Source organism: Alkalihalophilus marmarensis DSM 21297 (assembly GCF_000474275.2).
Lineage (GTDB): Bacteria > Bacillota > Bacilli > Bacillales > Bacillaceae_D > Alkalihalophilus > Alkalihalophilus marmarensis.
On sequence record NZ_ATAE01000020.1, the window covers coordinates 104,197 to 117,207 of the forward strand.

At 41.2% G+C, this 13,011-nt stretch carries 11 protein-coding genes; 2 read left to right on the forward strand and 9 right to left on the reverse strand.

The window, feature by feature from the left end:
• The first annotated feature begins 80 nt into the window (after window positions 1-80).
• Window positions 81-1,490, forward strand: coding sequence for an LVIVD repeat-containing protein (locus tag A33I_RS07415; RefSeq protein WP_031311500.1), 1,410 nt, complete (start codon window positions 81-83; stop codon window positions 1,488-1,490).
• Window positions 1,491-1,570: 80 nt separating this feature from the next.
• Here A33I_RS07415 and cobT read toward each other — a convergent pair whose 3' ends face one another.
• The 3 genes from cobT to A33I_RS07430 all read right to left on the reverse strand — a co-directional run bounded on the left by cobT (window position 1,571) and on the right by A33I_RS07430 (window position 4,751).
• Window positions 1,571-2,611 (reverse strand): nicotinate-nucleotide--dimethylbenzimidazole phosphoribosyltransferase, encoded by a 1,041-nt coding sequence (gene cobT, locus A33I_RS07420; RefSeq protein ID WP_022627866.1) that lies wholly within the window; start codon window positions 2,609-2,611, stop codon window positions 1,571-1,573.
• A 61-nt stretch (window positions 2,612-2,672) separates the two neighbouring features.
• Complete coding sequence (locus tag A33I_RS07425; protein ID WP_022627867.1) at window positions 2,673-4,058, reverse strand: sensor histidine kinase; 1,386 nt, start codon at window positions 4,056-4,058, stop codon at window positions 2,673-2,675.
• The gene (locus tag A33I_RS07430; RefSeq protein ID WP_022627868.1) at window positions 4,059-4,751 is read right to left on the reverse strand and encodes a response regulator transcription factor; all 693 of its coding nucleotides are present in this window, start codon (window positions 4,749-4,751) and stop codon (window positions 4,059-4,061) included.
• A 150-nt stretch (window positions 4,752-4,901) separates the two neighbouring features.
• Between A33I_RS07430 and A33I_RS07435 the strand changes: the two genes are divergently transcribed.
• Complete coding sequence (locus A33I_RS07435) at window positions 4,902-5,489, forward strand: hypothetical protein (RefSeq protein WP_022627869.1); 588 nt, start codon at window positions 4,902-4,904, stop codon at window positions 5,487-5,489.
• A 17-nt stretch (window positions 5,490-5,506) separates the two neighbouring features.
• Here A33I_RS07435 and A33I_RS07440 read toward each other — a convergent pair whose 3' ends face one another.
• The 6 genes from A33I_RS07440 to A33I_RS07465 form a co-directional block, all read right to left on the reverse strand.
• On the reverse strand, window positions 5,507-6,403 hold the full coding sequence (locus A33I_RS07440) for a F510_1955 family glycosylhydrolase (RefSeq protein WP_022627870.1): 897 nt from the start codon (window positions 6,401-6,403) through the stop codon (window positions 5,507-5,509).
• Window positions 6,404-6,420: 17 nt separating this feature from the next.
• Window positions 6,421-7,764, reverse strand: coding sequence for a cell wall-binding repeat-containing protein (locus A33I_RS07445; protein WP_022627871.1), 1,344 nt, complete (start codon window positions 7,762-7,764; stop codon window positions 6,421-6,423).
• Window positions 7,765-7,870: 106 nt separating this feature from the next.
• Window positions 7,871-9,175 (reverse strand): globin-coupled sensor protein, encoded by a 1,305-nt coding sequence (locus A33I_RS07450; RefSeq protein WP_012959104.1) that lies wholly within the window; start codon window positions 9,173-9,175, stop codon window positions 7,871-7,873.
• Between the two features lie 788 nt (window positions 9,176-9,963).
• Window positions 9,964-10,731, reverse strand: a complete 768-nt coding sequence (locus tag A33I_RS07455; RefSeq protein ID WP_012959105.1) for a 3-hydroxyacyl-CoA dehydrogenase — start codon at window positions 10,729-10,731, stop codon at window positions 9,964-9,966.
• A 51-nt stretch (window positions 10,732-10,782) separates the two neighbouring features.
• On the reverse strand, window positions 10,783-11,937 hold the full coding sequence (locus tag A33I_RS07460; protein ID WP_022627873.1) for a thiolase family protein: 1,155 nt from the start codon (window positions 11,935-11,937) through the stop codon (window positions 10,783-10,785).
• Window positions 11,934-13,010, reverse strand: a complete 1,077-nt coding sequence (locus A33I_RS07465; protein WP_022627874.1) for a CaiB/BaiF CoA transferase family protein — start codon at window positions 13,008-13,010, stop codon at window positions 11,934-11,936. Before A33I_RS07465 ends, A33I_RS07460 begins: the two co-directional genes overlap by 4 nt.
• Between the last annotated feature and the right edge of the window lies 1 nt (window position 13,011).

Below are 13,011 nucleotides of genomic sequence, written 5' to 3' on the forward strand. Positions count from 1 at the left end.
AAAGGTTTCTGCTTTAGTATATTGAATTGTGAAAAGGTGAAATAATCTAAAAATTATTGGAGGTTATTCGATTGAAAAAAATGAGACATGTTGTTCTTAAATCTACATTAGCAGGCGCTTTAGTATTATCGGCTGCAGCACCTGCAGTACTTGCACATGATGCACTAGATGAGTCTGGACTTCAAAAGGGTGAGCGTATCGTCTTCTCAAATGAAGAGTTAGCCACGCTAGGTGAGGCGAAAAATGAAGGGACAGGCAAAGTGTCAAGCTTACAAGAAGCAGCATCTGTACAAATCGAGAAAATTAACGGAGATGCTCAAAACAATACCGCTGATGTGTATGCCCATAAAGGATTTGCTTATTTAGGAACACATACAGCTGGCGGTGCGAACGGCGGGGTTCGTGTTTTTGATATGAAAGATCCTTCCAACCCTGTTGAAGTAGCTGCATTTGCTCACGATGACGTCCCTGGTACATGGCAGGAGAAAGTGATTGTTAAATCAGTGAATACACCAGAATTCAAAGGAGATCTTGCGGTTGTAAGTGTTCAGCAGCGGAACCGCAATGCCGACACTGCAGGAGGATTCTTGCTTTATGATGTAACCGATCCATACAGCCCAGAAAAACTTGGATTCTATGAAGTGTATGATAATACAGCAGGTACACATGAGCTTTATTTAGCGACTCAAGGAAATCGCGCCCTAGTATTCACTTCAAACCCGTATGCTGACTACTATAGTGGGGGTGAAGAAAAAGACTTCCAAATTATTGATGTCACTGATCCTGCAAACCCTGAAAAGTTGTGGGAGTTTGACCCTCGTGATCTTGCTGAAGTAGACGATTCCTTTAATGGATACCACTGGAACGCGCCGGACGGTAAAACTAGAGCAGTATTTAATCATTCAGTCATTACAGACAATAATACACAATATGCATATGTGTCTATGTGGGATTTAGGAACGGTCATTTTCGATGTACGTGACCCTGAAAACCCTGTATACCTTGGGCGCACAGACTTCTCTTCTGAGCAGCAAGGTTCTGCTCACTCCGCTGCACTTGCTCGTGGCGGCAACGTCTTAATTGAAACAAGAGAAGTGTATGTTCCTGTACGCGCGGGCTATGAAGAGTCTTATGGTTATACTCGTATTTTCGATGTGAAGGATAAGTCCAATCCAAAGCTTTTAAGTGAGTTCAAAACGGACTTAACGGAAAAAGTAGAAGATGGTACGACATTTGCTAATACTGTTCATGACCCTAAAGTCCAAGGAAATACGCTTTACTTAAGCCACTATGCTGGCGGCGTGTACATGGTAGATATTTCAGACCCAGCTAACCCAGAGCAAATCGGTCAGTATGTACCAGATCAAGGCGATGTATGGGGCGTATTCGTTGACCGAAATTACGTACTAGCTTCTGATATGGGACAAGGATTAAAAGTTCTAGTTCGTGGAAATGGGCAGAATAATGGCGGTAATACACGTACTGAATAACTGTAAAAATAAATCCCGGTGGACAGCGACTAGCTGTGTCTACCGGGATTTTTTATGGCGAGATCATTTTTGTGTGATAATTATTTCGAGATACCAGCCGATTCAAAGGTAGCCATTTCACTCACCATTCTACATGCAGATTCAATAATTGAAAAAGCTACCGCAGCACCAGAACCTTCACCAAGCCTTAATCCCAAATTAACTAGCGGTTTCTTTTCGAGGGCTTCCACTGCTGTTAAGTGTCCTGGCTCAACCGACTGATGCCCGACAATCATGTACTCTGCACATACTGGTGCCATACGGACAGCAATCAGTGCTGCGACCGTGGAAATAAACCCATCTAAAATAATCGGAACGCGACGTTCAGCCGCAAACAGCATAGCTCCTGTCATGCCTGCAATCTCAAGACCCCCTAGCTTCCTCAAAATATCAATCGGATCTGCTGCATCCGCTTTTCTATTCTCGATTGACTGATTAATAATCTCTATTTTATGCTGCAGGCGTTCATTTGTGATACCCGTCCCATATCCAACTAAATCTTTAACGGGCTTGCCAGTCAATACAGCTAGGAGCGCACTGCTTGATGTTGTGTTGGCAATTCCCATTTCTCCAAGAATGATGCTCTCAATGCCTTCTTCAATGAGTTTTTCAGCCTGCCTTCTTCCGACCGCAATGGCTTCAACTGCTTCGTCGTATGTCATCGCATCTTCTTCAAAGAAATTACGAGTGCCGTTTCGTACCTTATCCACAATTAACGCCTCATGCTCGATCTCTCCTGCTACACCAATATCTACAACCTTCAATGCAGCACCAATTTGTCTTGAAAATACATTAATCGCAGCTCCGCCGTTAAGAAAATTCATGACCATTTGCTCGGTCACTTCTTGCGGGAATGCAGAGACCCCCTCAGCGGCTATTCCATGGTCAGCCGCAAACACTAGAACGCCCGCAGGGGATACTTTAGGAAATGGATTATTTTTCATTTCGGCTAACTGAATCGCTAATTCTTCTAATCTTCCTAAGCTTCCTGGCGGTTTCGTTAAAGTGTTAATATAACCTGAAACCTGCTCGCCTAATTCTTTATTTAGTGCTGGGATTGTTGTTGGATGTATTGTATTCATGATATGCCCCTCTCCAATTGTATAAAAGACTCATATAATTGAAATATATCATAAAAGCGTTCTATTCAGCAGGAATTTCGATTATAAACGTTGTCCCCTCCCCCATTTTACTAGAAACGGAGATCAACCCGTGGTGGAGATGAATGATCTCTTTCGTAATGGCAAGACCTAAACCGCTGCCGCCAAGTTTAGTAGAACGAGAAGAATCTACTCGGTAAAACCTTTCCCAAATGCGATCAAGATCTTTTTCAGGTATGCCTGTGCCATTATCGCGTATTTCAATCATACACCTCTGACTTTCCCGAGTTAGAGCAACATTAATTTCTCCCCCAGGTTGAGTATGACGAATCGCATTAGATACAAGATTCATTACCGCCCTCTCAAACTGTCCTCTGTCAATAGCTACATACATATCATCATTAGCTGCATGAACCTTTAAATTTAGCTGTTTTGATTGGATGTCAAGCTTCAATTTTGTTTGTATTTGATCAAAAAAACCTTTCAGATCCGTTCTTTCAACATCCAAATGGAATGAACCCTCTTCATATTTCATTAAATGAAAGAGATCTTGAACTAAATGCTCCATCCGGGAGGCTTCTTGATAAATAATGTTTGATTGCTCTTTGACTACAGGTGGTTCAAGCTGCTGATCTTTTAATAACGCGGAATAGCCCTTTATGTAAGTTAAGGGGGTTCTAAGATCATGAGAGATATTCGTTAAAAATTGCTGCCTTTCATCTCGATACTCTTTTAAACTTATAGCCATAATTGAAATATCGGAAAGCAATATGGAGACCTCATCTTTACTAGTCGATATAGGTACGTCTACATCTAATCGACCCGAGGCAATCTCTCTAGTTAGTTCTTGAGCCTTCATAATAGGATTGGTCAGCCGCTTTGATAAATAGAAACTTACGATGACAGCTAAACACATGGCAAGGAAACCTATGCCTAATGTTAATAAGAAGATATGTTTTCTCGTCTTCTCGAAGCTTCCAGTATCTTGATCAATAAACAAATACCCTCTTTCTCCATCTATTGTCGCAAAGGAAGTGTAAGACCAAGCATGAGGGATATGTTCTTCCATTGTGTCGATAAATTCAGTTTTGCTGTTCTGATGAATCTTCTTTGATATCCATAATTGGTAATTAGCTAAGACCTCATCAGAAAAATACCTCGAACTGTTGATGACTTGTAGTGATTCATCAAAAATAATGAATGTATTTTCTTCTTGCCCTGCCTCCATCATCATGACATGCGCTAAGGTTGTCTCATCAGAGTGCGCGCCTATTATTTCGGCATGAGAAAGCAGCCGGTTTTCCACGTCTTCTTGAAGTTGATGTTTATAATAGGACTTAGAAAAATGATAAAAAGATAGACTCATTACGATGATGACAAAAACAATAGAGAAGAAAATAGCTATTAATAATTTTGTAGCCAGCTTCACCTAGTCCAGCTCCTCTAATGGCATTTTATACCCCACACCCCACACGGTTTCAATTAAGGGTCTTTCTATGCCAGCTTGTACTAACTTGTCTCGAATATGCTTGATATGGACATCTACATTTCGGTTGAAGCGTTCTTCTTCCTCTTCCCATTCAAGTGTTAGGAGTTGATCTCTGGTATATACTCTTCCTGGATATTGAAAGAACCTAGAGAATAATTGATATTCTTTGTTTGTAAACGGGATGACTTGTTCATTATATGTGAAAATTCTTTGAGATGGGTTCCTATTAATTCCGAACCTGCTAATAATTGTATCTTTCTCAAATAAGTGTTCTGTTCTTTTGATAACTGATTGAACTCTAGCCTTTAATTCTCTAGGCTCAAACGGTTTTGTGATAAAGTCATAAGCGCCAAGCTCAAGACCCTTAACAACAGCTTCTGTATCATCCATAGCGGTAATTAAAATGACCGGAATTTCTTTTTGTAATTCATTTATGAGCTTCAAAAATTCAAAACCCGTCATCTCTGGCATCATAATATCTAATAAGATGAGGTGGATATCCTCCTTGTTTAAATAAAACTCTGCCTCAATGGCGCTTGATAACGTTCTAATATCATAGCTGCTTGATTGAATGCAGAGTTCAAGTAACTTTTGCATTTCCCTCTCATCATCAATAATTATTATTTTCTTCATCTATTCTCACCAATCTCTTCTTTTCGTTTTTAGACATATTTATTAAGACAAACTAATACTAGTGTACAAACTACCTTTTGAATAAAGGGTTAATCGTTGTATTTACATAGTCCATAAATGTACATTTTGAAATAGAAGGGAGAATTCGTCATGCAGTGGTATTTACTATGTCTCCTCGTCCTTTTACTGGCCATCATTGGTTTTATTGTCTTTGTTTATAAATCTTATTTATCAAATATGCTCGGAATGTGCGCAGCTATGGCAATTGGTATGATGATAGGACTTTCATCGGGTGTTGTCCTTGGAATATTATTTTCAGATGCCTTTTTTGAGACGACCATCATCAGCATGTTTATCGGCGCTTTAATAGGCGTTTTATTTGGCTATCCATTCTCACTTATTGCTGTAATGGACGGATTTATCTCAGGTTTAATGGGAGGTATGATGGGCACTATGCTTGCTGTGATGGTCCCAGTACAGCATCATTTGCCACTCACTCAAGTCATGCTGCTGCTTTTAGTCGGCACCCTGTTTATTCTTTATTTAGCACTGGCTCAAGAAATAAAAAACAACACCCAAAAGACCTTATCTCTCAAGACTATCTGGTATTTCTTATTCATTTGTGCAAGCTTTATCTGTATTCATTTTATCGAAGCTCCAAGTATCGCTCCAAATGAAGATCCCCATTCCAATCATCATCATGCTATAAAAACAACTGACCATTTAGATATCTTCTAAATGGTCAGCTTAATGTTCTACGGAAGAAATTTTCCATTTTCCGCTAATTGCGTCCAAGTGTCTCCAAAATCACTTGTATGATAGATCGCCTCTTGCATGGAACCTAAGATGATTTCATTATCTTGGCCTGGATGTTGACTAATATAAGAAATCATATCATTTTCTAAAGTGAAATCGAGGGACTCCCATGTTTGTCCAAAATCTTTACTAAAATATAACCCTTCTAATTCACCTACAAAGTAGGCCATTAATTCTTCGTTCTCCCCGTTTAATGATTCAAGTGCAGTCGCTGTAGAATTGCTCTCCATTTCTTCCCAGGTCTGACCGTTATCTAATGACATATACACTCCCTCTTCAGTACCAGCAAGTACATGACTAGGAAACTGAGGATGTGACGTTAAACTGTACGTGTGACCAATTGGCTCTGGCAACCCTTCTGTTTCAACCTGTTCCCATGAATAACCACCATCTTCCGAGTGATAAAAGTGAGAGTTGTACGCATCTATAGCATAAACTTGGTTTGAGTCTCCTTTATTTGCATGAAGAAGATGAAAATCCACTTCTGGATAAAGAGCAATCGGTTCCCACGTTTCTCCTTGATCGGTACTTTTCATCACCCCAAGAGGATCTTCTAAATCTGACGAGTGACTCGGGTGACCACTTGAGAGCATTGTATTCTCATCCAGAATTGCAAGACCCATAAAATCATGTTTCTCTGCTTCTTTATTTACATCTATCCACTCCCCATCTGCATGCTTAATTAACCCGTGGTGAGTAGCAACATAAAAAGCATCTTCATTGTGAGCAAACTCGAGACCATGGAGGTGAGAAAACTCTTCTACTTCACTTCCTGCAGTTTGACATCCGGCAAGGATACTTACAAAACCCGCTCCTAGTAACAACCATTTTTTCATTTTATTTCTCCTTTTGCTTAGTGTTGACCATGACCGTCTCCATCAGCTGAGACAATCTCTAATTTTTCATCTAATATTCCTTGTGTATTAAATGATATTGTATCAAAGGTACCTATCAGATATCCATGATTATAAGGTCCTTCTGTTGGATCTTCCTGAAATTCAGGCTTTATTTGAGCCAAATAATTGAAAAGATCTTGAGTAAGTTCTCCTTCATCGAGCCAGATCATTGGAGCATGTTTGCCTAAATGGGCAAATGGTGCCGCTGCAATGGCGAGCTCTGGTGAGGCAGTCGATGCAAACACTAAACCGTGTCCTGGTTCTGTGATCCCCCACCCAAAACCAGTCTCCGTGTCTTTAAAAGAAGCCATTTCAATTGATTGACTGACCGCATTCTCACCTTCTATACGTACAACATCACCATACTCTTCTAGTTCGCTTACTACAGTTTGATTAATAACTTTTTCGGGTCCTAACACATATATTTTTGCCGAACCTTCTCTTTGTGCTAAGGCTTCTTTTGTTTCTTCTGGAATCGTGTCGCTATTCACATACAAAAGTGATTCATTCATATGAGAAATCCAATTCGCTGCAGTGAGCGTATATTCTTTTGCAGAGTCTTCCATCGAACCAATGATTACTGCCTCTTCTACAGTATCAATTGTTTTTGAAAACTCTTCTTCTACCATTTGTGCGAACGCCGCTGGGTTGTTCTCGTTAATCGTTTTCACTTCAAATGCAGTTAATTTACTTCGTTCAGACTCGCTAAGCTCCCCGACAGCTAATACTTCAATTCCTTCATTATTACCTTTTGGATTTAGACGGTTTAATTCATCTAATACATCATCATTTATTTCCTCATCATAATAAAGAATAGGGCCGTCATTTGGATGATGTACTAAAGTTAAAGCAGCTAAAGAATACTGCCAATTATTAACTGGAGCTAAAATAACGGTGCCCGGTTGATTTTCCTCATGTGTAGAAGGCCAGATCATCTGAGATACATGAATAGACAATGTTATCGGATTATCTTCATTTAACCTTGTAATATTTTTTGTGTTTGATACGAGTAACTGTTCGGTTGCAGCCTCGTTAAATGAATGGGGTTCGTCTGCATAATCCGTTTTTCCACCTTGATTATTATGACTTTGATGGGCATCTTCAGTGGAGTCGTCACTGTCCATTTGATCATGATCCATATCATCGTGATCCATTCCCTCATTTTCCATTTCTTCGTTCATATTCTCATCCATCTCTTGTTCCATAGCAGGCTCATGGTCCGTATGCGTTTCCTCGCTGCAGCCTGCTACAAATATGGAAGCACCTAATAAGGCAGATGCTAGAAAAGTTGCTTTTTTCATTATTTTCATCCTCTCTAAGTAGTTGATTATAATGTACAAGATAAATATTAAAATTTAATTAAGAACGAAAAAAACACCTGAAGTTTTTCACTTCAGGTGCGTTCTGTTAGTCAAGATGATGCGTAATCATATTCAATTCATTAGCAGTTGTTGCAAGCTGATAGGCTGCATCATTAATCTCTTCAATAACATGAGCGATCTTCTTAATTTCTTGATCGACATTCCTGTTCTGTTCTTTCGTCGTTTCTGTTTGAGTGACAATACGGTCGAAAAATTCATTCGTACTAGATAAACCATTGGCACTATTTTTAACAAGTTCATCAATGGTCGACATATAGGACGATACAGAACCTATCCGTTCTTTTGTAGAGACGATTAAGCCAGACACTTCACTTACGGATGCTTTTGTCTGCTCAGCAAGCTTTCTGACTTCACTTGCTACAACTGAAAAGCCTTTACCCATTTCTCCTGCACGTGCTGCCTCAATCGCTGCATTTAGTGCAAGCAAATTCGTTTGATCAGCAATCGATTGGACAAGCCCTACAATATCATTAATTTTTTCTGAAACGTCTTTTAATAATTCCATTTCAGATGAAATTTTCTCCATGTATTGATCGACTTCTTTTACTTTTAAATACTGTTCTTGAAGCTTATCCTTTCCTTCTTTAGATAGGCTCTCCACTTGAGATGAGGCAGCTGTCCCCTCCGTGCTGTAACGATGCACATCCTCTGACTTTGCTTTCAACTCGTCAATCGACGCACTCGTTTCCTCTGAGATCGCTGCAAGCTCTTCAGCAGTCGTATTCACTTTCAACTGAAGCTCGTGGCGTTCTTCAAGATCTTTCTGACGGTTACGCTCATTTTCATTTTCATAAGCCTCAAGTACGAGCTGCTGCTCAATATTTAAAATTTTGGATACAGAGAGCATTGCATCCAGACATTCAGAAGTATCCACCGCATGCTCTTTGATCATCACTGCAATCGATGTATACAAATCTTGAAATGCACACATATACCATTTTGGTTCTAAACCAATCTTAACGTGAACATGAGCAATTCGATTTCGCTGCTCTACATACGCTGCATCCATTTTCCCAGCGAACATTTCCTCAATATGTCTGTTCAATGTTTTCTTTAACCGGTCTACTGAACTGTGATCTTCAATAATCGTTGTAAGTGCAGGATTTTGATAGAGATTTTTATAAAAATTATCGACAATCTCTTCAATATGCTCATGAATAAGCGGTTGGATTGCTTTAATTCGAACTAAATCTTCTTTTGTTAAATGAATCATTTTTAATTGGAGTGCCACTTCTGGTGATACATCTAGCACTACATCATCATAGGTAAGTGTATCCATTTCTTCTAATAATTCAGATTGCTTTTTACGTTGTTTAAATAACAGCTTCAACGTCATTCTCTCCCCTTATCACCCTTTTTTATATACATACCCTCATAAACATATAACAGACATTTTTCACAATACATTAGACCTAAACTTCATTCATCTTACACCATTCTTATCCATTTGGAAATAAGTCTTTTTATTATTTGCGGATTAATAGAGTATTTGGATAGAGCAGGGTTAACTAAAGGGGGTTAGAAGGGATTAACTGCCCTAACAGAAAGTGTGCCGGGTTATTGATGTGTAATTATTATGCAAAGTGATGTGGTTATAGCTTCAAAACTTTAAGTGCCTTAAACACGGTTTTTAGCATAGTTTTCGCTCCTGAAATATGCTTCGCTTTTCGCGGTGAGCTGCTGTGCTTCCTCGGGCTATACCCCTGTGGGATCTCAGCCCTGCTCTAGGCACCGCAGAAGTCTACGCATATTTCATCCGCTGGGGTGTTGCTTTATGTAATTATTGTGTGGAGAGATTTAGTTATGGAGAAGTTCAAATTATATTAAAGCAGACATCCTTGAGTTGATTGTAAGGATTACTTAACAGCTACTTAATAAAATGGGAGCATTATAAAACATCCTTCCTCCGTTGATTATAGCGGAAGGCACCGAATCCTGCGGGATGTGCGTGGCCAGGGGAGATCCCGCTGGAGTGTGACGACAAGGAAGCTCCCGGGCCGCCCGCGGAAAGCGTGTGCCTGCAGCGGAAATCAACAACTAATGCAGAAAGGAATTTTAGAACATCAAGTGCGTTGACTGGACCTAGTCATGAGTTTTGTTTTAGCGGCTTTCAAGACATTATTTCATCTGCATTCGAATGGCCCCGTCCAGCCTGATCACTTCCCCATTTAACATCGGGTTTGTGATAATATGCTGAACGAGATCGGCATACTCTTTCGGATGACCGAGTCTATTGGGGAATGGGGTCATTTGACCTAGTGATTGCTTAGCGGCCTCTGGAAGCGTAGCAAACATCGGCGTTTCAAATATTCCTGGTGCTACCGACATCACTCGGATGCCAAATGCGCTAAGCTCTCTAGCTAGCGGCAATGTCATGCTGACTACTCCACCTTTTGAGGCAGCATAGGCAGCTTGCCCAATTTGTCCGTCAAAAGCAGCAACAGATGCTGTATTAATAATGACTCCCCGCTCTCCTTCACGGTTCGGCTCATTCTCTTTCATCACTTCTGCTGCATGTTGAATCATTGAAAAAGTACCGATTAAATTCACCTGCATGACCTTTTGGAATGTTTCGACCCCGTGAAGCCCTCTCTTACCTAGCACTTTTTTGGCGATTCCTACGCCTGCGCAATTGATGAGACCGTGCAACGTTTGAAAATGGGAAACAGCATGAGCGACTGCACTTTTTGCATCTTCATCGTTTGTCACATCTGTTTTGACAAATGTGACTGCTTCTCCTAGTTCAGCTACTAAGTCTTCGCCTTTCGTCGAATCTAGGTCAGCAATCACCGCTTGACCTCCATTTAAAACGATCATCCGTACCGTCGCCTCGCCTAGGCCTGATGCGCCTCCTGACACTAGAAACGTTTTGTTCTTTACTCTCATTTTCTCACGCCCCCCTCTAAGTTAATCAATCGAGTTAATCCATCGAAAAGATCAGTCTAGTCGTTCAATAATCGTCGCATTCGCCATGCCAAAACCTTCACATATAGCTTGAAGGCCGTAGCGTCCTCCTGTACGTTCAATCTCATGGAGCAAAGTCGTCATCACACGTGCCCCGCTTGCTCCAAGCGGGTGGCCAAGAGCTATCGCACCACCGTTAGGGTTTAGTTTATTTAAGTCCGCCCCTACTTCCTTCGCCCAAATAAGCGGAACGGGAGCGAACGCTTCATTTACTTCATAAAGGTCCATGTCCTCAATCGTTAAGCCGGCTTTCTTTAATACTTTATGCGTAGCTGGGATTGGTCCGGTCAGCATAAGTGTTGGATCAGAGCCGACTACGCTCCGTGCTGTAATTTTACAGCGGGGTTTAAGACCTAAAGCGTCTGCTTTATCACGTGACATAAGTAGAATTGCTGCCGCCCCGTCGCTCATTTGACTTGCATTTCCCGCCGTAATGGTGCCACCCTCTTCTTTGAACACTGTTTTTAAAGATTGCAAAGCTTCTAATGTTGTATCTGCTCTTGGACCTTCATCTTTTGTCAGCTCAATAACTGATCCGTCTTCTGCCGTACAATGAATCGGCATCACTTCACGGTCGAAATGTCCAGCTTCCCAAGCACTTACTGCTTTTTTATGACTGTTTAACGAGAACTGATCCAATTCTTCTTTTGTTAATTCCCATTTTTCGACCATCCGTTCACATGATACTCCCTGATGCAGGAGTTCATATTTGTCGCTTAGCTTTTTACTGTAAGAGCTTCCTTGAACATTTGAAAACATTGGAACCCGCGTCATATGCTCAACTCCGGCTGCAACGACGACATCCATATCACCGCTAGCAATCGCTTGCGCAGCAAAATGAACGGCTTGCTGGCTTGAGCCGCATTGACGGTCGATCGTCACACCAGGTACTTCAATGGGATAGCCTGCAATAAGCGCTGCGAGCCGTGCAATATCTGGTGCCTGCTCTCCTACTTGCGAGACACAGCCGGCAATTACATCTTCAATATCTGCGGGATCAATGTTCGTCCGCTCAACAAGCTCTTTTAAAGGCAGCGCCAATAGTTCATCTGCACGGAGGTTTGATAAGGCACCTTTTCTCTTTCCTAGCGGAGTTCTTACTGCTTCTACAATGACTACTTCTCTCATATTGATCGTTCCTTTCTTTTGTTAGGTTGGTTAGCTGGTAATGTGCGAATTCTTGCTCTCTCATCTGTAAGCATCTCAATCAGCCCTCGTTCATGTATAAGCGGAGAAGAAACTGCCTCGTTTATGGTCAGGACTGGGGACAAGCAGCAATCGACTTTCTTAGCAAATTGCGTCCATTCATCTAACGTCCTGCTTTTAAACAGAGCAGTGACTTCACTTGCAATTGAATGCACCTCATCCCGCCGGTCTTGTCCTCTATGTCTCCAGTGCGGCTGGTGAACAGCTGTACAAAAGTTACTCCAAAATTTCTCCTCAAGCGCCCCTATTGCCATATAGCGCTCGTCCTTCGTCTCATAAATGGAATAACATACATACTGACCGTTCAGTTCATCTACTCCGGCAGTACGTCCAGTTTCCCTGTAAATTAACTCATAGGCACCAAGCATTGAAAATAAGGCATCGACAAGACTGATATCTACATATTGCCCGTATCCATTCACACCGCGGCTGACTAGGGCCGCAAGAATTTGCTCAGAAGCATACATTCCGCCCATATAATCGGCAAATTGAATATGGGGATGAACAGGCTTCCCATTTTCATCAGATAACAAAGATAATATCCCGCTCTCTGCCATGTAATTAATATCATGGCTGCCAAATCCGCTTTGATGATCTGTATGCTGCCCGTAGCCAGAGATTGAACAATATATTAAGCCAGGATTCATTTTTTTCAGCCGTTCGTAATGAAGGCCGAATTTCTCCATCACACCAGGCCTGAATGACTCAATGACAACATCCGCATTCTTAATGAGCTGCAGGGCTCTTTCTTGATCTGCGGGGTCCTTTAAATTAAGGTGAATCGATTGTTTATTCCAGTTCGTTGCGGCATAAATAACTCCCACGCCTTCATGCATCGTGGACAGGTGCCGGGCAGGATCACCATGCGGAGGTTCTACTTTAATTACTTGTGCCCCCATGTTTCCAAGTCGTAAAGAAGCAAAAGGACCAGGGAGATAATTTGTGAAATCAATGATTTTTATTGAATCAAGCATTCCTTGTTTAGCCAGAATCATC

Excerpts from the sequence above, each read along its gene's own strand:
- A33I_RS07445 (WP_022627871.1), bottom strand. The coding sequence starts at position 7,764 with ATGAAAAAAGCAACTTTTCTAGCATCTGCCTTATTAGGTGCTTCCATA.
- A33I_RS07455 (WP_012959105.1), bottom strand. The coding sequence starts at position 10,731 with ATGAGAGTAAAGAACAAAACGTTTCTAGTGTCAGGAGGCGCATCAGGC.
- cobT (WP_022627866.1), bottom strand. The coding sequence starts at position 2,611 with ATGAATACAATACATCCAACAACAATCCCAGCACTAAATAAAGAATTA.
- A33I_RS07415 (WP_031311500.1), top strand. The coding sequence starts at position 81 with ATGAGACATGTTGTTCTTAAATCTACATTAGCAGGCGCTTTAGTATTA.
- A33I_RS07435 (WP_022627869.1), top strand. The coding sequence starts at position 4,902 with ATGCAGTGGTATTTACTATGTCTCCTCGTCCTTTTACTGGCCATCATT.
- A33I_RS07440 (WP_022627870.1), bottom strand. The coding sequence starts at position 6,403 with ATGAAAAAATGGTTGTTACTAGGAGCGGGTTTTGTAAGTATCCTTGCC.
- A33I_RS07460 (WP_022627873.1), bottom strand. The coding sequence starts at position 11,937 with ATGAGAGAAGTAGTCATTGTAGAAGCAGTAAGAACTCCGCTAGGAAAG.
- A33I_RS07465 (WP_022627874.1), bottom strand. The coding sequence starts at position 13,010 with ATGATTCTGGCTAAACAAGGAATGCTTGATTCAATAAAAATCATTGAT.
- A33I_RS07430 (WP_022627868.1), bottom strand. The coding sequence starts at position 4,751 with ATGAAGAAAATAATAATTATTGATGATGAGAGGGAAATGCAAAAGTTA.